Source organism: Opitutaceae bacterium, from assembly GCA_041395105.1.
GTDB lineage: Bacteria > Verrucomicrobiota > Verrucomicrobiia > Opitutales > Opitutaceae > B12-G4.
In genome coordinates, this window is sequence record JAWLBB010000003.1 from 1 (window position 1) to 23,350 (window position 23,350).

At 60.9% G+C, this 23,350-nt stretch carries 21 protein-coding genes; 9 read left to right on the forward strand and 12 right to left on the reverse strand.

Features of this window, described 5'->3' with window-relative positions:
- Positions 1–2,955 (forward strand): NosD domain-containing protein (locus R3F07_11570; protein ID MEZ5277010.1); only part of this gene is annotated, 2,955 nt, incomplete at its 5' end.
- Between the two features lie 603 nt (positions 2,956–3,558).
- Here R3F07_11570 and R3F07_11575 read toward each other — a convergent pair.
- The 10 genes from R3F07_11575 to R3F07_11620 all read right to left on the reverse strand — a co-directional run bounded on the left by R3F07_11575 (position 3,559) and on the right by R3F07_11620 (position 11,176).
- Complete coding sequence (locus R3F07_11575) at positions 3,559–4,047, reverse strand: zf-HC2 domain-containing protein (GenBank protein ID MEZ5277011.1); 489 nt, start codon at positions 4,045–4,047, stop codon at positions 3,559–3,561.
- Between the two features lie 82 nt (positions 4,048–4,129).
- The gene (locus R3F07_11580) at positions 4,130–4,609 is read right to left on the reverse strand and encodes a hypothetical protein (protein MEZ5277012.1); all 480 of its coding nucleotides are present in this window, start codon (positions 4,607–4,609) and stop codon (positions 4,130–4,132) included.
- Positions 4,610–4,854: 245 nt separating this feature from the next.
- Positions 4,855–5,307 carry a hypothetical protein gene (locus R3F07_11585; GenBank protein MEZ5277013.1) on the reverse strand — a complete coding sequence of 151 codons (453 nt, stop codon included), beginning with the start codon at positions 5,305–5,307 and terminating at the stop codon, positions 4,855–4,857.
- Positions 5,304–5,867 carry a sigma-70 family RNA polymerase sigma factor gene (locus R3F07_11590; GenBank protein MEZ5277014.1) on the reverse strand — a complete coding sequence of 188 codons (564 nt, stop codon included), beginning with the start codon at positions 5,865–5,867 and terminating at the stop codon, positions 5,304–5,306. Before R3F07_11590 ends, R3F07_11585 begins: the two co-directional genes overlap by 4 nt.
- Before the next feature lie 596 nt (positions 5,868–6,463).
- Positions 6,464–7,483 (reverse strand): alpha/beta fold hydrolase, encoded by a 1,020-nt coding sequence (locus R3F07_11595; GenBank protein ID MEZ5277015.1) that lies wholly within the window; start codon positions 7,481–7,483, stop codon positions 6,464–6,466.
- A gap of 114 nt (positions 7,484–7,597) precedes the next feature.
- The gene (locus R3F07_11600; protein ID MEZ5277016.1) at positions 7,598–8,116 is read right to left on the reverse strand and encodes a hypothetical protein; all 519 of its coding nucleotides are present in this window, start codon (positions 8,114–8,116) and stop codon (positions 7,598–7,600) included.
- 5 nt (positions 8,117–8,121) lie between these two features.
- Positions 8,122–8,616 (reverse strand): DUF1772 domain-containing protein, encoded by a 495-nt coding sequence (locus R3F07_11605; GenBank protein ID MEZ5277017.1) that lies wholly within the window; start codon positions 8,614–8,616, stop codon positions 8,122–8,124.
- 161 nt (positions 8,617–8,777) lie between these two features.
- Positions 8,778–9,272, reverse strand: a complete 495-nt coding sequence (locus R3F07_11610; protein ID MEZ5277018.1) for a DUF4345 domain-containing protein — start codon at positions 9,270–9,272, stop codon at positions 8,778–8,780.
- Positions 9,269–10,126 carry an NAD(P)H-binding protein gene (locus tag R3F07_11615; protein ID MEZ5277019.1) on the reverse strand — a complete coding sequence of 286 codons (858 nt, stop codon included), beginning with the start codon at positions 10,124–10,126 and terminating at the stop codon, positions 9,269–9,271. Before R3F07_11615 ends, R3F07_11610 begins: the two co-directional genes overlap by 4 nt.
- A 114-nt stretch (positions 10,127–10,240) precedes the next feature.
- Complete coding sequence (locus R3F07_11620; GenBank protein ID MEZ5277020.1) at positions 10,241–11,176, reverse strand: AraC family transcriptional regulator; 936 nt, start codon at positions 11,174–11,176, stop codon at positions 10,241–10,243.
- Between R3F07_11620 and R3F07_11625 the strand changes: the two genes are divergently transcribed.
- The 8 genes from R3F07_11625 (at position 11,141) to R3F07_11660 (ending at position 18,431) form a co-directional block, all read left to right on the forward strand.
- Positions 11,141–11,281, forward strand: coding sequence for a hypothetical protein (locus tag R3F07_11625; protein MEZ5277021.1), 141 nt, complete (start codon positions 11,141–11,143; stop codon positions 11,279–11,281). The genes R3F07_11620 and R3F07_11625 overlap by 36 nt on opposite strands.
- Positions 11,282–11,317: 36 nt before the next feature.
- Positions 11,318–11,539, forward strand: coding sequence for a hypothetical protein (locus tag R3F07_11630; protein ID MEZ5277022.1), 222 nt, complete (start codon positions 11,318–11,320; stop codon positions 11,537–11,539).
- 201 nt (positions 11,540–11,740) lie between these two features.
- A complete protein-coding gene (locus tag R3F07_11635) occupies positions 11,741–12,688 on the forward strand; it encodes a formylglycine-generating enzyme family protein (protein ID MEZ5277023.1) in 948 nt (315 codons plus the stop codon).
- Positions 12,689–12,747: 59 nt separating this feature from the next.
- A complete protein-coding gene (locus R3F07_11640; protein ID MEZ5277024.1) occupies positions 12,748–12,888 on the forward strand; it encodes a hypothetical protein in 141 nt (46 codons plus the stop codon).
- Positions 12,889–13,032: 144 nt separating this feature from the next.
- The gene (locus R3F07_11645; protein ID MEZ5277025.1) at positions 13,033–13,401 is read left to right on the forward strand and encodes a hypothetical protein; all 369 of its coding nucleotides are present in this window, start codon (positions 13,033–13,035) and stop codon (positions 13,399–13,401) included.
- Positions 13,402–13,465: 64 nt separating this feature from the next.
- Positions 13,466–14,929, forward strand: coding sequence for a hypothetical protein (locus R3F07_11650; protein ID MEZ5277026.1), 1,464 nt, complete (start codon positions 13,466–13,468; stop codon positions 14,927–14,929).
- The gene (locus tag R3F07_11655; protein ID MEZ5277027.1) at positions 14,930–16,729 is read left to right on the forward strand and encodes a hypothetical protein; all 1,800 of its coding nucleotides are present in this window, start codon (positions 14,930–14,932) and stop codon (positions 16,727–16,729) included.
- Between the two features lie 232 nt (positions 16,730–16,961).
- Positions 16,962–18,431, forward strand: coding sequence for a hypothetical protein (locus R3F07_11660; GenBank protein ID MEZ5277028.1), 1,470 nt, complete (start codon positions 16,962–16,964; stop codon positions 18,429–18,431).
- 120 nt (positions 18,432–18,551) lie between these two features.
- Here the strand turns inward: R3F07_11660 and R3F07_11665 are convergent, their stop codons facing one another.
- Together R3F07_11665 and R3F07_11670 are read right to left on the reverse strand one after the other, a co-directional pair.
- A complete protein-coding gene (locus tag R3F07_11665) occupies positions 18,552–20,141 on the reverse strand; it encodes a hypothetical protein (GenBank protein ID MEZ5277029.1) in 1,590 nt (529 codons plus the stop codon).
- A gap of 306 nt (positions 20,142–20,447) precedes the next feature.
- Positions 20,448–23,009, reverse strand: coding sequence for a LamG-like jellyroll fold domain-containing protein (locus R3F07_11670; protein MEZ5277030.1), 2,562 nt, complete (start codon positions 23,007–23,009; stop codon positions 20,448–20,450).
- Between the last annotated feature and the right edge of the window lie 341 nt (positions 23,010–23,350).

Genomic DNA, 23,350 nt, shown 5'->3' on the forward strand with positions numbered 1-23,350 from the left:
GACGGCCATGGCATCGAGGTGGCGGGATCCACCGCCGCAGGGTCGAGCATCGAGGGCTGCCGCATCGGCTACGACAACACGAATGGCTCCGCCTCGGCCAACCTCGGGTCCGGGATTCGAATCGCCCCGGGTTCGAAGGACATTCTGGTGGGGTCTCGGGTTGCCGTCTCCGAATCGGAGGTCAACAGCATCGGGGGAAACCAGGACCACGGCATCCTGGTTGAGGGACCCGGACTGGAGCGGATCCGCATCAACGCCGCCACCATCGGAACAGTCTACTACGGCAGCCAGACGCCGAAGGCCCTGGGCAACGGCATCCATGGGATTGCACTGACCGGCGGCGCCAGTGGTGTCACCGTGGGCGACCGGAACGACCGCTTCAGAACGTTCATCACCCACCACGTGGAGGGCGCCGGAATCTACCTTGCCGGCACCGAGACGCGCGACAATTCCATCTCAGGAGCGGTCATCGGGCGACCGGACAACCTCGCCGTGTTCAGCCTTGGATCAGGCGGCGCCGGGAATGCTATCGGCATCCACATCACCGCAGGCGCTCACGGCACCCAGGTCGGGATACCCGGCGAACTGGTCCGGAGCCCCGAATACGACAACGGTGCGATTCGACCCTGGAACGAAATTGAAAACAACAACGTCGGCATCCAAATCGAGTCGGGTGGTGATCCCTCCCAGACCATTCCGTCCGACAAGAACACCCCGTTTGCCCCTCGCGGCGCCAATGTGGTCGTGAACAACCGTATCGGCCATATCAAGGATCCACAGGTCTTCAACGATACGGACCGGGGCAACGCCATCGGGATCGTGCTGACCGGCAATGCCGCGCAGAACAGGATTGGCGGGCCGGGTCCGGCTGAAGGCAACTTGATTCATGGAAGCGGATCGGTCGGGCTCCTGATCCAGGGTGTCACCCACGACCGTCCGGAATTGGCCAACCGAATCATCGGAAACGAATTCAAGGGTACCGGAACTCTGATCGAAAATCCGGTGGACCCGCGCGAAGGCAGCATTACGAGTGCCGCCATTCTTCTCCATGCGGGTACGGCCAACCAGATCATCGGTGGGAACAACCCGGGCGAAGGCAATCTCATTACCGACGGGCTTATCGGGATAGGACTGGAAGGTGCGAACGCCAATGTGATCACCGGGAACGAAATCGGCGGCTTCAGGATCACCGGATTTCCGAACAGCATCTTCACCCAGAATCGCCAGGCCGGCATCTTCCTGATCGCCAGCGCGGGCAACCGGATCGGTCCGGGAAACACCATCGCGGGAAACGGACGACCGGACGGCCCGGCACTGGGCGGCATCTACCTCCGGCTGAGCAGCGGAAATTTCATCGTGGGAAACACCCTCGGGAATCTCCCGGTCTCTCAATTGCGCCGCAACGAGCCGGGCAACATCCTTGTCGACAATTCGCCCGACAATCTGATCGGCCTTCCGGGACCCGATGGGCCCAATGTGATCGGGCTGGGTGCCGGGTCCGGAGTTCACCTCTTTGGCGCGCTTTCCTACGGAAACATCATTGACAGCAACTTCGTCGGGACTGACGGAAACAACGCCGCTCTGGCCAATGCCACCGAGGGCATCCTCATCGACGGGGACGCGTCAGCGAATCTCGTACAAAACAATACCATTTTCGGCAACGGGACCGATGGAGTCCGCATCAGCGGTTTGAATACGGCGGAGAACCGGTTGTCGCTCAACTCGATCAGCGGACATACGAACGGCAAGGGCATCCGGCTTGAAGGATCGGCCAACTCCGGGATCCAGCCTCCCGAATTGACGACCGTCAACGGGTTCGACCTGCTCGGAAGTGCACCTGCGGGCACGCCCGACAACAGTCTGGTCGAAGTCTTCCATGATCCCGACGACGAGGGCCTCATCCCCTTTGGTCTGGTCACGGTCCGGAACGAGGAGTTCAGCTTCAACGCGGCTCTCAATCCCGGCCTTACCCTCACCGCCACCCTGACGGACCCGGACGGGAACACTTCCGAGTTCTCCTCTGTCTTGACGCTGAGCACGAACAAGCTTTCGACGCTTGACCTTCGCCGCCGGGAAGGTGCACCGGAGGAGCGCAGCGCTCCGGCGAATCCGGTCGCCCTCGCCATCCTGCCGATGGTCCTGACCGCTCCGCCGGATTTTGCGGCGGCGGTTGAGTCGGTCACCTTTGAGGCTTCCGGCAGCATCGATGAAAGCGCCGATCTTCAGGGACTTGCCCTTTTTCGCGACGAGGACGATGACGGCCTGCTGACCAGCCGTGACACCATGATCAGCCCGGTTGGGACGATCGACGTCGATGACGGCGAAGTCACCCTTACGCCGGATGCGACCCTGCAGGCAGGTTCGCGTGAGTCTTGGCTTCTCGCGGCGATTCCAAAGAATGGAATCGCCCCGGGTTCGACTTTGATCTTCCGGCTCGTCTCGGCGGAAAATGTTGCGAGCAGGGTCTTTTCATCCAACGCCGCCATCTCCGAAACGGGTGTCTTTCCCATTGTCAGCGACACGGTCACCCTGATTGAACCCGTGGACGCCTACGATCAATGGCGCGAGGACACCTTCTCTCCGGAGGACGCCGCCAACGACGCTGTCAGCGGACGCAACGCCGACCCCGACGAGGACGGCATTCCGAATCTGCTCGAATTCGCCCTTGGTACGAATCCCGGGGATCCGGATCCCTGGAACAACGCGCAGATCTCATTGGCTGGTGACCATTATGTCTTCCAAATTCCGACCGACGTTTCCATGGCGGATTCAACTGTCTTGGCCGAAGCATCGAGTGACCTCGTGGCCTGGAGTTCCGGTCAGGAGGTGGCTGATCTCGTCGGCATGATGGAGGATGGGATCGGCGGCTTCCTCGTCGTGGTGAAGGTTCCGCTTCCACTGGACGAGGCCACGCCGGTCTTCGTCCGGCTGGTATTCGAATCTGCCGGACCTTGAATCGAGACCCCTGTTTTCTTGGCCTGGTCCGTGGAGGGGAAGGCCAAGGGGTCAGACGTTGTAGTTTGTAGTTGGACTGGCCTGTTGCCGGCCGAAAGATTGATCAGAGATCAGTACCGGACTGAATCCGGGAGTGTTGACACTCTAGGTCAGAACCCTGGAGTTCTGCCGAGGCGTCGGTTACGTCGGTTGGTTGACTCCTTCTGCCTCTCTGGCGCTTTCGGCCGCTCTGGTAATACTACAATCTACAAAGCCTGACCCCTTCATTACCTTCCTAGGGCGAATCGACATTCAAATTGTGCGCTTCCGCAGACCCGTCCGAAGGATGAGAGCGAAGCGGAAGGTCGCGGCGTTGGTGGCACGGACACGTGCTTCCAGTACGCCTTCCGTGCCACCGCCTTGCGCTGCTTCCGCTTCTCTTCTCACCAGCAGCGCAATTTGAATGTCGATTCGCCCTAGGGTGGCCTGCAGGGCATTGACGAGGCCGCCTTTCCTCATCAGCTCGAGATCGACTATGTGCGGGCCAACCAGTCGGCGCGGGACGAGTGAGAACCCCGTCGGTTCCAGGAAGTCCGGATCCCTCTCGGCGGCGCCGGCGCCATATCAGGACATCGGACCCGGAGCATCCGATGACTCCAGCACCCAGACGATGGTCCATCCACTTTCGTCATCGACATAGACGAGAGTGCTTGCATCGGGAAGGCCGGTTTCGACGTATTCAACCGTCGTTCCGGTTGATGGGCGGGGGTCGGTCTGCCTCAGGCTCAGGTAGCCGACGGCAAGGAGGGCCAACGCGGCGGCGGTCCCGACCCACGGCAGGGGGCGTGCCCACCAGGCCGGGACCGTTTCGGCCGGGCGGGATTCTTCGCGGTTGCGCAGCGTCCTTCGAATGTCGTACCAGGCGGCGATCGGGTCGGGTCTCGGGGCCGGCGCGCCTGCCTTCATCGCTTCCCCATACCCGGCCCATGCGGCGGCTGTATCGCGGCAGGTGGCGCACTCACTCAGATGGCGCTCGAGCGCCTCGACCCGCGCCTCAGGCAATTCGCCGTCAAGGTGACGGCTGAGCGCTTTCTCGGCCTGGCGGCAATTCATGCTGGAAGTCTGGCACACGTTGGCTCCATCCGCAATAGTGCAGGGTCGCCGGTGGGCTACCGGCGACCCGACCCGTTCCCAATCATCCTCTTCCGCAGTGATGCCGGTCGCCGCTCACCGAGACCCAGACGCGGACGCGGGTGGTCACGTGGCGGCCCGGAATCCAGATCCGCTTCGTTTCACCACAGCGGTTGCTTCTGTAGGACCAGTAGCCGGGAACCCACCTGAGCTCGGTCCGGTAGACCCAGCGTCCGTGGTCCGCCCGATCATTGTGATGCCGCTCGACGTAGCAGCGGTCGGACCGCCTGCCCTGCTCGTTGTCGCTGTAGTTCCGACGATCAAGGCGTCCCCGGTCAAAGTTACCGTCACGACGGCCTCCGTGGCCCGCGTCAATGACCACGGTGGTATCGTCCCTGGAGTCGGAGGCCATCGTTCCCACGATGACACCTCCGATGAAGCCGCCGATGGCGGCGATCGCTTCGTCACCGGCTTTTGCCGCTGGCGGACTGCCTATCATTGCGATGACGGCCGATGATGCGATGAGGGTGGCATTCAGTTTCATGGTTTCTCCTTGGTTGAGGTGGTGTTTGACCAAGGGACGAACGCTGCCGAGGGTTTATTCAGTCTTTTTCCGAACGGCACGGTGGCCGTGCCGGGCGTTGTCACTGGAGAAGAAGCCCTGATAGAGGACTTCGTATTGAGAACGGCAGGCAGTCATACCCGGGGGCGACGCCGCCTGCCATGGGGCGTTGGGTTACCTTCCGGTTCGTGGGGTGGATGCGCACCATGCGTGCGCCGTGTCCGGCCTCAGTCGACTTCCAGGATGACGATCAGGTTGCCTTTGCCCCCCCGGGCACTCGGCCCCCCCAGCAGAGTGGGAACTCCGGGTTTCATGCGAACGGTCGTGTTAATGACGGTTTGATCACCTCGGCGCCAGGTCACCCGGGCCCTGACGGTTCCGCCACCGTCTCCGGTTGTCTCGATCGCCAGAACGTCGCCGCCAAATGTCAATTGTCCCTTGCCGGGGACATCGACCCGCGTGGAGGTACGGCCGACCTGGCGGTAACCCTCGAACTTGAAGAGACGCCGCAGGGTAGGTTCAACCTTCGACAGGCTCGAATCAGTCGGGCCGGCATCGTTCGATGCAAGGATCAGGATTCCTTTGATCGAGACCGATTCGGCCGCTGTCGCAGGCGAGGGCGCGACGGCGAAAACGAAGAACAGTGCGGCCAGTCCGGCCAGGATATTGGGCGTCTTCATAGGAGATCCTTCAGTTTACTCTGGATGGCTTTGCGCGCATTGAAAAGCCGGGACATGACGGTTCCCTTGCGGCATCCCAGGGCGTGGGCGATTTCCGCATAGGAAAGGCCCTCGATTTCCCTGAGGGCCAGGACGGCGCGTTGTTTGATCGGGAGCTTCGACAGGGCGGCCTGGAAGCGGTCTTGGATTTCGGATGATTGCGCCGCCCGGTCAGGAGTCTCATGCCTCGGACCCTCGCGGACCACAGGGCATCGGGCAGCATCCTGGTCGGGAAGGGCGACCTCGCGCATGCGCTTGCGCTTGCGCAGGAAATCAAGGGCGGTTCGGGTGGCGATCCGGGTCACCCAGGCACCGAACGGCGCATCGCCCCGGAACGACTGGATGCCGTCCCAGGCCTTAATCCAGGTCTCCTGGCTCAGGTCCCGGGCATCGTGATCATGGCGGACGAACGCCCATAGGTGCCGGTAGACGCGCTCATAGTGTGACCTGACCAATTCCCCGAAAGCGGACTCATCGCCGTTCCTGGCGGCTTCAATCAGGGCTGGGGTTGGATCGGCCATGGGGTCCTGTGGGATAGCCGGGAAGGGTTCAAAGGTCCGTAGCAGATTGTGGGGCACCCGAAGGAGGATGCAACCAATCCGGGACCGTCCGGACGCTTTGACTCTCGAACCCCCGGGTTGTTCCGGACACAAGGGTCGACCCTGCTGCCGGTCCAGGCGGGGAAGGGCAAGGGGGCAGGCGTTGTAGTCTGTGGTTGGAGTGGCCTGTTGCCGGCCGAGCGATTGATCAGGGATCAATACCGGACTGAATCCGGGAGTGTTGATGCCTGACTGCGTGGGGGGTCGCGGACCGCGCCGTGGCTCCATCGCTGGAGACCGCATGGAATCCAAGAGTAACTGCCGCTATCCCGGATGCGGCGGACTCGACACTCTAGGTCAGAACCCTGGAGTTCTGCCGAGGCGTCGGTTACGTCGGTTGGTTGACTCCTTCTGCCTCTCTGGCGCTTTCGGCCGCTCTGGTAATACTACAATCTACAAAGCCTGACCCCTTGAGGCTATTCCTGCCGAGGCTGTATGCGGTGGGCGGATCTTTGGCGGGGGCTGCGCGGGGAAGTCATTGAACCTCTGGTGGGATTCAAAACCGACCACCTCTTCATTCATTCTCCGAGCGTCGCGTACCAGACGCCGATCCGGTCGTGAACGGCGGGGCTGTTGAGCACGCCCTGGTGGGTCAGGCCGGCGAAGACGTGGGTCTCGCCCTTTGAATGGGTGGAAACGAGGGGCTCGTAGCGGCCGGCATCGAAGACTTCGTCGTTGGCTCCCACCACCACCAGCAGCGGGACCTTGATCGCTTCAAGGGCGACGGCGGCATCCTCAGGCGGATTGGGCTGGGCCGAGGCGATTGCCGCGAAGGAGTAGGCCGGGAATTCGGGAGGCTTGTTGAAGTTGATGACGGGCAATCGCTCGAAGACATGGATGCCGACCAAGCCCAGGAATATCTGCCCCATCAGCCGCTTGCCGTTCATCTGGACATACCGGCTGCCTTCGCGGGCCTCCTCTGAGCTGGGCTCCGGTGGCGGGTGACGGACGGGGTCCCCGAAGTTCGGGGCGATCAGAAGGTAACCGTCCACCGCCGGCGCCTCCTTCCGCAAGGCATAGCGGAGGGAGATGCCTCCTCCCATCGAGTGGCCGCCGAGGACGACCGGGCGACCTGGCCGGGTGGCGCCGAGCGCCGCCAGCATGTCTTCCACGTCCTCCTCGTATTGGCCGGTATGGTCGAGATTGAAGCGGTCGCCCGACGACCGGCCGTGGCCGCGCAGGTCCGGGGTGATCACTTCGGCTCCGGTCGCGACCTGCAGCTGGCCGGCGAAACGGTTGAGAATCGAACTGTCCGCGGCCACCCCGTGGAGAAAGAGGATCGCGGAGCCGTCCTCCGGTCCATACCGCCGGGCAAAGAGTGTTTCCCCGTCGCGTGTGGCAAAGGTGTCCTCCCGAAACGGGACGTCCATGCCGAAGTCGGCCCCGGCAGCGGTCTCCGCCGCCCTCATCTCCTCCAGGCTGAACCGTTCTCCGGCAAAAGGCTCTGGGTAGGGCCAGAAGACAAGGGTGGTGCAGATGGCCAGGTAGAGGCAGGCCAAACCAGTCAGGATGATGGCGGTCCATCGCAGGAATCTCATGATCAGGTCTCCAGGGGTCCGTGAATGGGTGGCTCTTTCATGGAAGTGGGTCGACGTCTTGGGGATTGGCGGCCCGGCGCGTGCAGCGGGTCTCGGTGGCGGCAGAGGGTCTGCTCAGGGGCTTCCGCTGCCAAATAGGGCAAGGGACGTTCCCAGGGCGAGGCCGAAGAGCGCTTCCGGAACCGAGAGCCGCTTCTTTCCCAGGAGGTTTCCGTAGGCGATGCAGAGGGCGACAAGAGAGAGGATGAAGAAGACCCACATGACCCAGGTCGGGAGGGAACTCCGTGTCAGGCCGATCCAGTGGAAGGCCGCTTCCTCGGAACTGGTGTGTCCGAAGACGGCCAGGTAGAAGTTGGCCTTGCTGCGTTCGAAGGTGAGCAGGAGCCCGGAGACCAGGAGCATGCAGGAAACGGCCAAAGGCAGGAACTGCGAGTAATATGCCGGAGTGAACCAGACGGTCGGGTCGGGGTTGAACTCGACCCGCCAGGCAAAGCTGATCGTGGCCATCAGGCCGGTGGCCAGGAATACGATGCCCGTGGCCTTGACCAGGGGCCGGATTCTCCGGCGGAGTTTTCCGCGCGGTGTTGAGACCGGATCCGATGGCCCTTTTTTGATCTGGTTGGGACTGGACACCTGTTCTAGAGGTTGAGAGCGAGGCCGATCAGCAGAGCCGAGGCGATGACAGCAAAGAAGGCTCGGACTATGTTCCAGCGGATCCAGCTTGCTTCGAATTGTCTACAAATTTCTTCTCGTGCGGCCCCGTCAAGGGATTCCAGATCCTGTCGCTGCAACCGGTCGTTCAGCGGCAAATGAACCATGACAGTGGGTCCCTGGACCCCGAAGAGAAAGAGCCCGCTCGCTGCGACCGCGAGAATGCGATGGGCGCCCTCCAGGTGCCAGAGCGCGAGAACGGCCGACACGACTACAGCGACGCAGGCGCCGGCCCAGACCGCGAGGAAAAGGGGCTGCCGGTCCTGGATGACCCCGTCGATGGCCTTGAAAGCCTCAAGGAAAGCGAGGTCATCCAGCCGCCGTATCCCCGGCATGGCCACGCAGGCAAACGCCCACAGGAATCCAGCCACGAGGGAACAAAGCAGGCTGGAGAGGAAGAGGCTGGTCAGGTAGAGGTCCATGGGAGTCGGGGTAGGTACGCGGCCGGAGGCTTCCCGGAGCCGGTCGGGACGGGTGGCAGGTCGAACCCGCCAGTTCGTCGTCCAATCCGGGACGGAGAAAAGCGGTGAAGTCTTATCCGACCTTCATCTTCCACAGATCCGCTGCGGCCGCCAAAGCGATCCTAAACAGGTCCATGATTCCTCCTTTCTGACAGATCAACCGGTGCCTGTATTTCGGTCCGAGCAGTTCCGGATCGGGAGGAGGCATCAAGCTGCCTCGAGATTGCCTGCCTTCTGACGAAACAGCTGAGAGCGAGCAGGCACATTGCTCCTATGATGAGTTCTGTTGCCATTGCCCAGATAAGCGGGTTGGAGGGCAGTCCATCGAGCGCAATACTGATCAACCGTGAACCACCGAACAGGCCATAGACCATCGTGGCCAGGATCAGGGCGGTCTGGGTGCTGCTCGCTCGAACCGCACCCAGCAGTATGGCGAGAGCACATCCGATCAGCAGGCCACCCGGGGCCCTGACCTCCGACAGTTCACTCGGATCGTTTCCAAGCGCTATCCCGTTGGCCGCGAAGAAAGCATGTGGCTGGAGCAGCGTCGCGCATCCAACCGCAAGCAGGAGCCCACCGGACACCAGGAGCAGGATACGGGTCAGGGGGTTCTTCATGCGACTGCCCTCCAACGACCAGTGGCGGCGACGGCTCGCGCAAAATCGGCGAAATCCTTTGGCGGACGTCCCAAAGCGCGTTGGACGCCGTCCGCCAGATGGGCATTTCGGCCGTCGAGGACGGTGGAGAACAGGTAGTCCAGCATCCAGACGACCTCCTTGGGAGCTCCGGAGGCCGCCACCTCTTTGAGGAAGGCTGCGTGCGGGACGGGCAGGAAGGTCACCTCGCTCCCGGTGGCCCGGGAGATCTCGGCTGCAATGTCGGCGAAGGTCATCAGCTGGGGGCCCGTCACTTCGTAGGTCTCCCCCTCATGTCCCGGCCCGGTCAGGGCCGCGACGGCGACCTCGGCGATGTCATCGACGTCGACGAAAGGCTCCGGTGTTTCATCCGTCGGCAGGGTTATTCGGCCTGTCTCGACCATCTCGGCGAAGGCACCCTCGGTGAAGTTCTGGAAAAACCAGCTGGCCCGGACGATGGTCCACGCCAGTCCGCTCTCCCGGACGATGCGTTCGCAGGCCTGGGCCTCGGCTTCTCCGCGGCCGGAGAGGAGGACGAGGCGGGAGACGCCGTGCTTGCCGGCACGGTCGACGAGAGCCTGAATGGCGTCGGTCGCCCCAGGCATGGCAAGGTCCGGGGCGTAGCTGATGTAGACGGCCTCGACGCCTTCGAGGCAGGCATCCCAGCCGGCCTGCCGGTGCCAGTCGAAGGGCGGTTGCGCCGATCGGGAGCCGATACGGACGGGGCGCCCCATGGATTCGAGGCGGGCTGCGATGCGGCGACCGGTCTTTCCGGTGCCGCCGAGGACGAGAATGCGCCCTTGAGTGGACGCGGACAGGTTCGAAGATGACTTCATGGTTTTTCGATGGGTTGGTGTTTGGTTGACCAGTCCATGCTACCCCATCTCCAGGACCTGTTTCTTGACCGGAGAAGCCAAAGCGTTGACTTCGGGCGCCAATCCCCGGCCCGCTCAGGCCTGGTAAATGGCGGCAAGGCGAAAGGAGCGCGGTGTTTGCCCCTGCCAGCGCTTGAACGCCCGGGTGAAGGCGCTTTGCTCCGAGAACCCCGTCATAAAGGCAACCTCGGCCAGCGAATAATCGGTTTGCCTGAGCAGGCGCATCGCCAATTGACGCCGGGTGTCATCCACCAGGGTAATGAAGCTGTGGCCCTGTTTGGCCAGCCGGCGCTGGAGGGTCCGGCCGCTCATTCCAAGTCGGCCGGCCACTTCGCTCAAGGTCGGGACACCCTCGCTGAGGGCTTGGGAGACCTGGCGCCGGACCCGACTGGCGAGGGAAGGATCTGCCTCAACGACGGAAAGCTCACTTTCGAGGTGGTTCTCGAAGAAGCGCGACAGGCCCTCGTCGCCCAGTTGGTTGGGGGCCGCCAAGGTCTCGTCCGAAAACAAAAGCGCGTCCCGACCGGATTCGAAGTGGACCGGGCAACCGAAGTAGTCTTCGTGGGCCCGGGTCGAGGACGGGGCCGTGTGCTGGAAATGGACGGCGATGGGCCGGCAGGGTTGCGTGGAGACTTCGCGACTGATGGAGATGATACTCGCCAGACTGGCCTCGTTGGACAGCCGCAAGCCAAGGCGTCGGTGACCGTCCCGGTGCAGGTTCATGAATACGCCGCCCTCGGCCGTCTCCAGTTCGTAGGCCGTGACACTGGTCAGAACCCGGGCGTAGCGTTCGGCTCGTTCGCAGGAACTGCGCAGGTTGAGGGCGGATTTCCAGGCGAGGCCGAAAGCACCATAATCGTCGCAACGCATGGACGCGCCGACCCGGAGGGGCAGGGTATGACCGGCGCTGTCCAGACCGGCCACATTTTCCAGAAAGGCGTAGTAGACCAGATCGGATACCATCGCTTTCGGATCATGGAGACACGCCGAATCAATACCTGTACCGGCCAGGAGCGCGTCCGGGTCGACATCCGCGCCAACCTGATGAAGCACTTTTCTGACAAACAACGTGGTGATCTGTCCCATGGGGTCCTGCCGGCAGTCGGGTCGGGATGAGAATTCCTCGGTCCTGGTGCCCGGGGTTGGCCTGTGGTGAAAACCCTCTGGACGGGGCAATGCGAGTCAAGAACCGATGAGCCCGCCGCGCTCGGCCTCGTCTGGTCGCGCGGCTACACCGGCCCGATCGTCTCGCAGGCTTACGACCCGGGCGGCGACGCCTATCTGATCGCGAAACGCTCGATCGATACTATCCGGGAGATCCATGACCGTTACCAGCGCAACCCCGCGCTGAATCCGTATTACGTGGAATCCTGAATTGTCGGTCGGGCAAGGCCAGGGGTCGGGCTTTGTCGTTTGTGGTTGCCGTCTGTTTTCCTGTTCCCGACTCTGGCCGGGTTGATGAGTGGTCTGATGAAACCAGGCAGGCGGTTTGATGCCCGGTTGTTCGGTCGGGTTTTTATCCGTCTGCCTTGGGGATGAAGTCGACCGTCTGAGTTCCTCGATCGGGATTCGAAGATGAAGAATTCACTGGGCATGGAATTGGTGCCGGTTGCGGCCGGGTCCTTCATGCGCGGGGCCGTCTTTGATGGAACCTGGCAGCAGTATCATGATCAGGTCCTTGGTGCGGCCGGTGGAACGCTGCCGATGGCCGCATTGACCGGCGGCGAAACCGACGAAGCTCCCGTTCACCGGGTGACGATCACCCGGCCATTCCTGATGTCCGCCACGGAAGTCACCAACCAGCAGTATGCGCAGTATGATCCCGATCATCCCCGGACGGAGTGGAACCCGGAGGACGACGCGGCGGTCGGTGGGGTCAGCTGGGATGAAGCGACGGCATTCTGCGCATGGCTGAGCGGGCGGGAGGGGAGGACTTATCGGCTCCCGACGGAGGCGGAATGGGAATATGCCTGCCGGGCCGGGTCGGACACTCACTTCCATGGCGGGCAGGACCTGGCGGAAGACGCAATCGACCGGCGGTCCCGCCGGGTCGGGCGATGCCCACCCAATGCCTGGGGGCTCCACGACATGCACGGCAATGTCGAGGAATGGTGTCTGGACGGGTACGGGGATTACCCGGGAGGCGACGTCACGGACCCGGTCGGGCCGTCGACCAGCCTGACCCGGGTGGTCCGAGGGGGATCCGATGAAGATCCGCCCGCCATCCTGCGTTGCGGGAACCGGACCAGCACGGTCGCGGCCTTCCGGCACGAGCGGATCGGGTTCCGGGTGGTCTGCGCCGACCTGCCCGCGACCCGGCCGACCACGGTGGTTGAGCCGCTCTGGCAGCGGGACGTCGGCCAGGCTGACCACGACTGGTCGGGTGGCCCGCCCCCGGACCAACCGTGGTTCGGCGAGATTCTGTCGTTTGCCACGCCGCCTCCGGCCGTGAATACACGGGTTACGGGCTCTATGCTGCGGTCTCCTACGACGAAGGCGAGACCTGGCCGGTCCGGAGACTGATCACTCCCGGGGGGCCGGGGCGACGGATGTTCGGTGGTGGGCACCATCACTTTTTCTGGATGGATGCAACCCACGCTGAACCGGGAGGTTACACCTGCACCCTGCAGACCCCGGACGGCGTCATTCACCTGGTGAACAGCTGCCTGCATTACCGCTTCAACCTTAAGTGGCTGGAGACGCTTCCGCCAGTCGAAACCTGAATCCGGCCGGCGCACCTGTGGGATCTGGAAGCGCAGCCCGGGCTTGCCGTCAGACGAGCGAGGGAAGGAGCCGTCATGGATCGGGACCGGGTTGGTTGGTTTGACTTCTGTGCAATGCCCCTTTTGACCTTTCCGGGCGGAACGATGAAATCCACCCCAACCAGACAGATTGTCCGGACCTGCGCACGAGTCGTTGGCATTCGCTGCCTCATGATCATCACTGCAGCGATTTTCGCCCAGGTCCTTGTCCGATTGAACCTGACGATTCCGGGGGATGTCCCGGCCATGGTCGCGAACATCCTTGGTTCCGCGTTGATCTTGCGCGCGGGAATCGCGGCAGAGCTTGTCGGTCTCCTCCGGCATGTGGCCCTCGCCGGAACCATGAGTCCTGTCATCCTTCTTTCGTCCGTGGTCGTCGGGGCATCTCATGCTCCTGGCATGATGATCAAGGCGGTGGGCCTTCGGACCTGGCGATCGTGGGACGACCGCCAGGCTCTTTATCCGATCCGATAATACTGTTTCCTCCATGATATCCGACCGCACACGCTTGGCCCTTTTCACGATTCTTTTTCCGGTTATGTCTCATTCGCTATCATATGGTGCGCTGAACCCGATTGGCAGCGAACGGCAGTTTTTCTTCGATGATGAAATCGTCGAGACGATGGAGAACACGGCCCGTCGACTGAATCCGGCCGTGAAGTTGCCGGACAATCCCGTCATCAGACGTGACAAGCCATGGGAGGGGCCCGATATGCGGCTGGCCTGGGCCATTTACGATCAACGGCTGGGTAAGTTTCGGATGCGTTATTCGTCGGGGGTCTTTCGCTCCGGAGGGCGCAACGAACAGGGCGAAGTGATTGTCCTTGGCGAGGGGGACTCGACCGCGGCCCAACGGGTGGTCTGCGAAGCATTCTCTGATGATGGAGTCCACTGGGAGAAGCCCGAGCTTGGTCTGGTCGAATTCCAGGGATCCAAGGCGAACAATATCCTGCCCGAGGAGGCGCTCTACTCCTACTTTTTCGAGGACCTGCATGACCCGGACCCCGAGCGGCGCTACAAAGCCCATACCCGGGAAGGGACTTACGACGGCACTGGAATGACAATTTCCGCCTACCACTCCGCCGACGGCTACAAATGGAAGGCCTCATGGAGTGAGCCCGTGATCGATACGGGCGATCAACCCGGTCGTTGGGGACCGACGGAGTTTCTCGGATGGGACCCCATCCGGAATACCTACGCCGTGCACATGGAAAACAACTTCCACATGCATTCCGCGTACCATCATCGGCGTTCAATCGGACGGGCGGAAAGCCCCGACCTCATCAAGTGGTCGGAACCGGAGACAATCATCGTGGTCGACGGGCTGGATTACCCGGATACCGAGTTCTATAACATGCCGACGGCGTTTTATGAGGGTTGGTATCTCGGGTTTCTGTGGATTTTCTCCACAACCAACACCACCCATGAACCGCACTTTGTCTTCAGTCGCGATGGGGTTCACTACAATCGGACTTACCGGGAGCCGGTGATCAGGCGGGGAGACAATGGCGATTTCGATGCCGTCTCAATCTACGCACAGAAGCCCATCATTCATGACGGAGAGATTCTCTGCTACTATACGGGTACGAATTGGCGCTCGCCGGAGCAACTCGTGGTATTGGGCGACAAGGCGACGGCCGGCATCGGTCTGGCTCGATTGCCGCTGGATGGGTTCGTTTCCCTTGAGGGCGCGCGGCACGAATTCAGCGTGGTGACGACTCGTTCGTTCACATTCACCAGCGAGAAACTTTTTCTCAACATGCGCGCCGCCTTGCAGCAATGGGGAGCGGAGCCCTGCGAAGTGAAGGTCGAACTCCTGGACGGACGTCATACCCCGTTGGATGGCTTCGCCTTCGACGATGCGGATACCCTCTCAACCACCGGTATCAATCAGCTTGTTTCGTGGAATGGTCGGACGGACCTGTCATCCCTGCAGGGGAAACCGATTCGGTTGCGCATCCATTTCAAGAACGCAAAACTCTATTCGTTTCAGTTTCAGTAAATGGACCGCAAGACACTGCGCAGGAAGCTGCCATTCCTCGCCCAAGGCAGGTTCGGAAGACCGGGCTGTTTCTCATCGGCCCTGTCTCTCGTTTTTGCGGGCGGATTGATCGGCACGCTGCACGGGGCCGTAACCGTGTCGGAGCCTGTCGTCGCCGGAGGCGGGCGACTCCTGTTCGACGACTACTATCAGAAGCAGCGATCGGATGAATTGTTTGGTCAAGGCGTGGCGCGTGGAGGGTCGTCGTTGAGGGACCTGACGAATTTCTACTCACCGGAAGCGACGGCGATCCCCAATGGCACTTTCGCCTTTTCAGAATTGATTGCCGATAAGTTCCAGGTGGAAATCAGCCGTCGGCCGCTGTCGGAGTCACTGTTGGACGGCGTGGCGGCCTATATGATGGTTTGCCCGGTTCGGCTCACGCATGGAGGACGAAGCGATCTGACTGAGACGGAGGCCTCCATCCTGGAAGCGTTTGTGGCAAGGGGAGGGTGCCTCATCCTGGTGGCCAACAGTATTCCTGAGCCTGAAACGGGTCCGATCGACTTTGCGGGGCTCAACCTGATCGCCGAACGGTTTGGCGTGCGGTTCCTTCCCGGCCAGACGGATACGATTTCGATCCCGATTGCCAACGACCATCCTCTGTTTGACGGCGTCGACGACATGATCTTCGGAAACGGCACCACGCTGGAAGTCCTGGCTTCAGCCGAGCCGACAACGCAGGTCCTCCTCGAGAGTCACAGTCAGAAAGCGCTGGGTCCGGTGGCCGTGCTGGCGACTTATCAACGAGGCAAGGTCCTTTTGTTTGGTGATGCCGGGTCGTTTGGGAATGCCCATGTCTTCCGCAGTGATATCGGGCAGGCGGAGGGTCTGAGGCAGATGGTTTTCGGGTTGTTGCCGGACGGGCCCGCTCCCCGTTATGGATGGAAAGAGGGACTGCAGATGCGTGTGCATCTCAAGCAGGAGCAGATCGTTTCCGGCTATCCGGAGTTCATGCAGATTTTCAAGCTCCCTCTCCCTGAGGGCACGCAGACCTATGCCAGTGGAATGCGTCAGATAGACCTGGAGGCTTCCGGGGGGGCGGCTGATGCCTTCGGGAGCCGTGACTTTGTATCCGCGGTCTTCAGTCGTGAAGCCGTATTTGATCTGGACATCGGAGCTTCGGATGGGCGAGGATTTCCTGTCTCCTGGAGCGATCCCCGGGGCGGGCTGACCGCCAAATTGCTTCCCAACGGTCGACAGGTGAATCCCGGGGTTCCCAAGGGGGAGGACTTGATCGCCTGGCAGGCGGTATTGTTGAACGACGCGGTGGGTGCACCTTTGAGATCCTACGCGCTGCCGGGAGAGAAATGGACGGCTGAGGGATTGGTCAGCTTGCCCCACGCTCAACTGCTGATGTCCCCGCGCCGGGTCAATGCACCTTCGGATTTTCTCTTTGAGGGCAAAGCGGATTATCGTGGAGTACCCTGCTATCTGTTCAGTCGGGTGACGCGGTTGGAAGGAGAAGACTGGTCGCCTGACGACATCGTGGGACGGGAATTCGCCATGCAGTTCAATGCCCGGGGAATTAAGATCGTGGGGGGCGGGCAGTTGGCGGTGGCGAAATACTGGATCAGCCAGGACGCGCTCCTGCCGGTACACACCGAGGTGAAGGTATCGGCTGCGCTTTGGTGGCACGACGGGCGGTTCCCATCCAGGTATGTGGGAACCCACGATTCCAAGAACTACGAAAACTGGGAGACGGTCAATTTCGTCGCATCCTTCGGTCGCGTACTCACGGTCGACTTCGAAGTGCAATGAACGAAGGCGCTCCACCCGCCTTCGGGCCAGACCGACCGGAGGGCCTTCCCGGGCGACCTCCGTCCGGAGTCTGCTGTGATGGTCAGCCTGGATGTGACAGGACACCCCGCATTATTACAAGGCCCGGTCCCGAACCGGTCGAACTGTCTTCCCGCAGTCGATGGTTGCCGAACTTGCGTTTAATCCAATGGCCTGGGGTCACCATCCTGCGGGGCGGCCCGGAGCGTTCATCATGCGCCCTCCAGACATAGCAGTCGTAATCCTCTACCTGACGGCGGTAGTCGTGGTCGGGATCGCATCCCGTGGGCGGAAGAAATCAGCTGACGAATATTTCACCGCGCATGGTCTGTTCGGGGGACGACTGGGCACCGTTCTGGTCGGACTGAGCATCGCCGCGACTTTTTTCAGTGGCATCAGTCTGATCGTCTACATCAGTTCCGCCTACAGTGGGGGTATTCAGATTGCCGTCGGTCTGGTCGCCCTGCCGGTCTCGTGGCTCGTGCTTCATTTCTGGTTCCTTCCGCGATTCTTGTCGGGTAACTGGCTGCATCCCTACGATATCATCGAGAAACGTTTTGGAATCGAGGTGAGGCTGACCCTGTCCGCGATGTTCGCACTGATGCGGATCGGCTGGATGGGTGTGCTGGTTTATGCACCGGCCGTTGTGATCCTGGGAACCGCCGACCTCGGTCCCGCCTGGTTTTGGCCCATTGTCCTGGCGATCGGCCTGTCTTCGACACTCTATACCGTGATCGGAGGGATTCGAAGCGTGATCATCACCGACGCGATTCAGTTCCTCGTTGTCGCGTTGGGCATGATTTTCATCGGGACCTTCCTCTGGTCGAGATTGGACCTTTCGACGGCCGAGATGGTGAGTGAACTCGGTGAAGCCGGACGGCTGGAACTTTTCAATTTCTCGTTTGATCCGACCCTCACCTTCACCTTCTGGGCGATCCTGATCGGCGGAGGGGTGGGAAACGTGTCCTCCTATCTCTCGGATCAGATGGCGCTGCAACGGTATCTGACTTCGGATACGCCGAAAGAGGCAACCCGGTCATTCCTGATCAATATTGTCGGAGCGGCGGTGGTCGTCGTCACGTTGGTCTGCGTGGGGCTTCTGTTGTCGCTCTGGTACCGGCATCACCCCGATCCGGACCTGCCGGTCAAACCGGACAGGGTTGTTTCCTACTTCATCGCGAACGAACTTCCGGTGGGCATTTCGGGCCTGTTGATCGCTGCGATCCTCGCCGCGACAATGAGCAGCATGACGAGTGGGGTCAACGCCCTGGCCGGCGCGTTCACCAATGATTGGATGGCGCGTTTCGGGCGGAAGAGGACGGCCGTGGAAACCTACCAGTTGAGCCGGCGCTCAAGCCTTGTGATCGGCATTTCTGCCACCGCAATGGCCGGATTGATCGAGCGCATGGGTACGATGCTGAATGCCTCACAGATCGTAATGGGGCTGTTCCTGGGCCCGATGCTCGCCTGTATGATTCTTGCCATAACGAAGATCCGTATCACGCCACGGGCCATGTTGACCGGCATGGCGTGCGGTACCGCGGCGGGCGGAGTGGTGGTCGCCTCTCCCGCGGCGGGTATGTGGGTTTCTCCAGTCGCCTTTGTTTCTTCCCTGTTGGTGCCACTTGCGGCCGCGACGCTGTTTCGCGGCTCATCAAATCAGCCCAAAGGGGTCGCAACTTGAATACTGGCATCATCCGCAGATCGATTGGCACGCATGGGTGATCTGCAGAGAGACTGCAGCCGGATTTGAAGCTGAGAACTGACTGTTGACCCCCATTTCCGCCGTTGGTCGCACCCCCGGTTAGCGGGGTTCCGTGTTCCACGGGCGGGCGGAGATTCGCAATGCCCCGGAAAGGCCGGGTCGTTGGGATTGCGAGATCGGAAGGGAGAACACGACACCGGACCCTGCGGAGTCGGTGAAAACGTCACCCCGGGCTTTTCGGCGGGCCAGGTTGGGCGTCTTGCTCTGAAAACCGTAGCAGACGCGCCAGCCGCTGCGGGTCCTGGAATCTGGAAAGGCCTCAAGAAGAATGGTCTCCCGGTAGATGGTTGCGCCTTCGTAGTGGCGATCAAGGAACAGGAAACCGTCGACTTCGTAATCGGGGACAACGACCGAAAGCTCGAAGGCAAAACTTACCGATTTGCGCGATGAGTGACTGAACTTGCGGTCGAGAAAGATGGAAAAAAGGTGAGGGCTCTGGTCGCGATCCGGTGGCCGTTTGTCGGAGGATGGCGACGGGGCGAACAATTGGTCATAGGTGCGAAAGATGGCCGAGTGCTCGCGTCTGGTTCTGCGATGAATGTCCCAATGGCAACCACGGACACTCGCCACAACCTCGAACTGGTAGGAGGCCCTGACGGTCTTGCCCGCCTTGAACTGTTTTTCCACGGCTGCGGGCAGTGTGATGTCATCAATATCCAGTCGTCCGTCGAACCGGATCTGTCCGAATAGAAACCGGGTGAGGTTCTGGTATCCTTCCTCCGAATTCACTATACCGTAATGACCCGAATGGCTGCGGTTGATGTGGGCCCTTGGCGAGGTGACGCGGCGGCCGTCGGATGCGTGGCCAAAGGTCGTGGCCTTCTCGATCCGGACCAACCCGTCGCTCGCATCGCCCGCGGCCCAGGCGGATACTCCACCCAGGACCGGGTAGTCCTTCGGATTGGTGCCCACCAGATTGAAGACACGCTCAGCGGGAAAGCCTTTGATTTCGGATACGTCGTCAGTTCCCTCAGGCAGGCCCAGATAGCCGGCCATGCGTTTGCGATTGAAATTGGTGACGTCCCCGAGGGCTCGCCAACCCGGGACGTTGTTCACAATTCGCAGGTCGATACCGTTGTGCGGCGTGGCATAGGTGAAGAGTTTATCGACTGCGGCACGGGCGGATGCATCCCCCAGCTCAGGGTTCTGCATGAAGGCACGGCAGACAAGACCACCCATTGAATGGGCGACCAGGTAGACGCGGAAGTCTTCAGGGGTTACCTCGTTTTTCGGGTTTTCACAGATCCGTTGGCGCAGACGCAGGATGAGCTGACCAAGGCGCCGGGCAAAATGTTCGATGGGCCGGCTGTTCCCGTCGCTGAACGCTTCCGATGCGTCTTCGTAATACCGATGGATGACGATGCAGCGGTAGGGGACGGCGTTGTTTGGTTTGTCAGTTGTGACGATGTCATCGCCGGCTTCGATGACATCCTGGTATTCGTAGTCGCACATCAGGCGGATGACGGGGGACTCGAAATAGAACCGTTTGAGATCACCCGTCCACGCTGTTCGCGTCTTTGTGGACCCCAGATTGAAACCCATATAGGGATCGGCCACGGCGTCTTCTATTTCGCCGGAGGTCGCTGCGAACCCGCGTACGTAGATGATGGGATGGTATGGATGCGGCATACAGAATCGCAGGTGGTCTGCGCGCTGGTTTTCCCTCTTCGGCCCCGTTGATTAGGCTCCTCAATTCCGGCCCTGTCAAGAGCCCCGAAGATGCGTCGGCCGGTCAGGCTCTAGAGTTGTGGACACTCTGGCGGTTGGGGCATTCGGAACACGGGGGACAGAAAGGATCCGCCCTGGCTTTTCGGCATCGTCCAGGGTCTGGCTCTTGAGGCGTGGGTTGACTGCAAGGGACCCCTCTTGGATCCGGAGCCCGAAAAAGGAAGGCCGAATGCTTTGCTTCCCGACCGGCAAGTGCCTATGCCGGCCCTACAAGCCTCGGGCGAACTCGAAGGCGTAGAGCTTGGCTTCCTGCATTTCAAATCGAAGGCGCACGGGCTTTCCCGCCAGTGTGGCAACACTTGACTGTCCGTTCCAGGTGACGGTCTTGCCTACGGAATCGCCTACTATCGGGTCGCATTGACCCGGTTCAAAGCCCGGATAGGCTACGCCGTTTTCATCGGTCAGGCCCACCCGGACCGAACCCTTCGCATGGATGTTGAGCAACAGCTGATCGCCTGCAAACACCAAGGGTAGCGTAGTCGCGATCCCGGGATCGGCGCCCGCATCGAGCGAAACAAATCCGTCCAGGCGCTGGCTGTATCGATAATAGAATCTTTGGTCATCGCCTCCGTGCGCACCGCCTTCATCGACGTATTGCCAGATCTCATCGCCACGGCGAACAAGTCCGTAAAGGGTGAGTTCCTCTTCCTGCGTCCCCAATGGGATGTACCAATCGGTTCCGAAAAACGACCAGTTTTCACCATCACGGCTGACCCCGAGGTCAATATGCCTGACCTCATCATTGTCGGAAGAGTATCTCCAGACGAATGCGAGATAAACGTCGGGGGCCCACGGGTACTTGATGGCCCTGATTCGGTAGACCTCGCCCGCTTCAGTTACGGGGAATGAGATCGGACCTTCGCAGGAAACGGATGGGAAAGGGTATCCTTCAAAATAGGGCGTATCCATTTTGTGAAAGGGCCAGGGTTTGAGGATTTCCTTCGTCCAGAAACCCACACCGACCCTTCCACCCGGCGGGGAGCACTCATCGTTGTGAAAACTGCTGTCGCGCTTGATGTAGCTGGCGTAACGACCCCGCTGGTCATCCCAGAAGCATTCGCCTTCGCCGCCGGATCGAAGGGGAAGCTGACTCACCTCGTTCCTCCTCCAGTTGATGCCGTCACCCGATGTATAAAAGTACATGCCCCGAGTGGCAACGAAAGCGTTGACCTTGTATTTCTCGTTGTCCGGGACATCCGGGTTCAGGTCCCTGAAGAATGACCCGTACATCGGCGTCTCGGGCAGGATCAGGCCCTTCAGGACGAAGTTGAGTCCATCCTGGGATGTGGCCAGATACGTCTTTCCTTTTTCCGAGGCGTATCCCTCCGGCAATGCCATATAGACGACTCCGTCAACGTCGAAGACGCTCGCCCGCAGCGACGATTTCCTGATGGGAAAGTCCTTGCCGATCTCCTGCCGGTTGAAGGGTTGGTTCATCCGGATCTGCACTCCAGTCCGGGTATCGATGATCGCGTCGTCGATGAAGACATGCCTGCGGGCACCGAATTTGAGTGGTATCGAGACCGCCGAGGGATCGAAAAGCAGTCCCGGACCATCGGCGACCGGCGGGGGAGGGGAATCGGGCCCGAAATTCCTTGAGTGGCTGGTCGGGACGAAATCGGCGTCGTATCGGGCCACCTTCGATATGCACATTTCATCGATCAAACCGGTCATGTGATTCTCGTTCGCGCGATTCGATCCGATTGCGACATTGAAGCGATTCAGGCGACGCCGTTCGAAGTCCATGAGCTTGAAGTCCCGGTGCTCCTTCTCCCGATCTTCGGGTTTCTGCAGGTCCGGCGCGGCGCGCTTCTCAATCCGATCAAGCCGGGAAGCAGGAGTCTGCTCTACGCCATTGACGAAACACAGCGCTTCCGAACCGCGACGGCTGATAGCGACATGATGCCATTCGCCCGCCGCCAAACCCGCCGGACAGATCAACTTGACTCCGGCAAGCCGGTTGACGAGTTCGAACCCGCCGGTGGTCAGGGTCAGGGAGAACCCGGGCTCATAGGCCTGGCCCAGATCAATCACCGTGGAGGGACCAACGTCTGGTTCCGGATTGATCCAGAATTCAATCGTCCATTCGCCACCTGCGAGTGCTTCAAGGAGCGCGCCCGGACCCTCCGTCGGTCCCCAAAGAGCACTGGGGGTTCCGTCAGGTTCGCGCAGTTCTTCTTCAGAGACCTTTCCGGCAAACCCGGCATAACAGAGCGCATAGTCCGTGCCGGATACACGCAAAGCGTGCCCGAACCGGCCTTGCACCAGGCGGCCGCCGTCCATCAGGCACAGGTCGGCCCTGGCATATTCGCTGGCATCAGTCAGAGTGGAGTGTGGGTAGTCGATTTCGTCAAACAGCCAAAGGGCAACGGTGTCACCACTCGGTTGCCGGACGCCTTCGGCAAGCGTTCGCTCCATCGGATGAGGCGGCGCTTTGATCTCCTTCTTCAGTATCGTACCGTCCGGGGCGACCTTGAGCTCAATCGCTGTGCCGTCAGCCATTGCGGCCTCAACCTCATAGACGACCCGACCGTCTTCATGATCCTTCCTGAGATCATCGATGCCGACTCCATCCAGGTGCGTTCCGATCGTCCGCTGAACCACCGGTGGCAACTCGGCGAAAGCGACATCCACATCGTCCTCCCACTCTGTTTCGGGGCCTTCAATACCTGCCTCATGGCCCGGAGTTTCAGGCCGCTGGGCGCTGCCGACAGGGGAAATTACCAACCCTGATCCGATCAGAGCGCCGAGCATCAGGAGATTCTTCATTGTGCGGTTCCTTTGAATGGAAACACCTTCGTTCCATTGTCCGCCTCAGGGCCCGACTTGGAAAGTCCGGCATCCATGGAAACAAGCAATATGTTTCAGTCGCTGCCATTCCATGAACGGTATCCATTCCACTGACACGAGAGGTGGTTGATTGCGCTGATTCCTCCGGGAATCGGCATTGTGAGAAGGACAACAAGACAGCCGTCAGCCTGCGTCTTTATGTTAAGTGTTGCAAGAGGATAACCCTGCATCCGGCCGTCAGGTTCGCCAGAGACAGTTGGAGGGAGTCGGCCTGTTGACTCTTGATCCTGACCACGCTTTCAGATAGCGAAGTCCGACCT

Coding starts and splice junctions, on each gene's coding strand:
- R3F07_11575 (MEZ5277011.1), bottom strand. CDS start 4,047: ATGAATTGCCGCCAGGCCGAGAAAGCGCTCAGCCGTCACCTTGACGGC.
- R3F07_11580 (MEZ5277012.1), bottom strand. CDS start 4,609: ATGAAACTGAATGCCACCCTCATCGCATCATCGGCCGTCATCGCAATG.
- R3F07_11585 (MEZ5277013.1), bottom strand. CDS start 5,307: ATGAAGACGCCCAATATCCTGGCCGGACTGGCCGCACTGTTCTTCGTT.
- R3F07_11590 (MEZ5277014.1), bottom strand. CDS start 5,867: ATGGCCGATCCAACCCCAGCCCTGATTGAAGCCGCCAGGAACGGCGAT.
- R3F07_11595 (MEZ5277015.1), bottom strand. CDS start 7,483: ATGAGATTCCTGCGATGGACCGCCATCATCCTGACTGGTTTGGCCTGC.
- R3F07_11605 (MEZ5277017.1), bottom strand. CDS start 8,616: ATGGACCTCTACCTGACCAGCCTCTTCCTCTCCAGCCTGCTTTGTTCC.
- R3F07_11610 (MEZ5277018.1), bottom strand. CDS start 9,272: ATGAAGAACCCCCTGACCCGTATCCTGCTCCTGGTGTCCGGTGGGCTC.
- R3F07_11615 (MEZ5277019.1), bottom strand. CDS start 10,126: ATGAAGTCATCTTCGAACCTGTCCGCGTCCACTCAAGGGCGCATTCTC.
- R3F07_11625 (MEZ5277021.1), top strand. CDS start 11,141: ATGGAGACACGCCGAATCAATACCTGTACCGGCCAGGAGCGCGTCCGG.
- R3F07_11635 (MEZ5277023.1), top strand. CDS start 11,741: ATGAAGAATTCACTGGGCATGGAATTGGTGCCGGTTGCGGCCGGGTCC.
- R3F07_11640 (MEZ5277024.1), top strand. CDS start 12,748: ATGGATGCAACCCACGCTGAACCGGGAGGTTACACCTGCACCCTGCAG.
- R3F07_11645 (MEZ5277025.1), top strand. CDS start 13,033: ATGAAATCCACCCCAACCAGACAGATTGTCCGGACCTGCGCACGAGTC.
- R3F07_11650 (MEZ5277026.1), top strand. CDS start 13,466: ATGTCTCATTCGCTATCATATGGTGCGCTGAACCCGATTGGCAGCGAA.
- R3F07_11655 (MEZ5277027.1), top strand. CDS start 14,930: ATGGACCGCAAGACACTGCGCAGGAAGCTGCCATTCCTCGCCCAAGGC.
- R3F07_11660 (MEZ5277028.1), top strand. CDS start 16,962: ATGCGCCCTCCAGACATAGCAGTCGTAATCCTCTACCTGACGGCGGTA.
- R3F07_11665 (MEZ5277029.1), bottom strand. CDS start 20,141: ATGCCGCATCCATACCATCCCATCATCTACGTACGCGGGTTCGCAGCG.
- R3F07_11670 (MEZ5277030.1), bottom strand. CDS start 23,009: ATGAAGAATCTCCTGATGCTCGGCGCTCTGATCGGATCAGGGTTGGTA.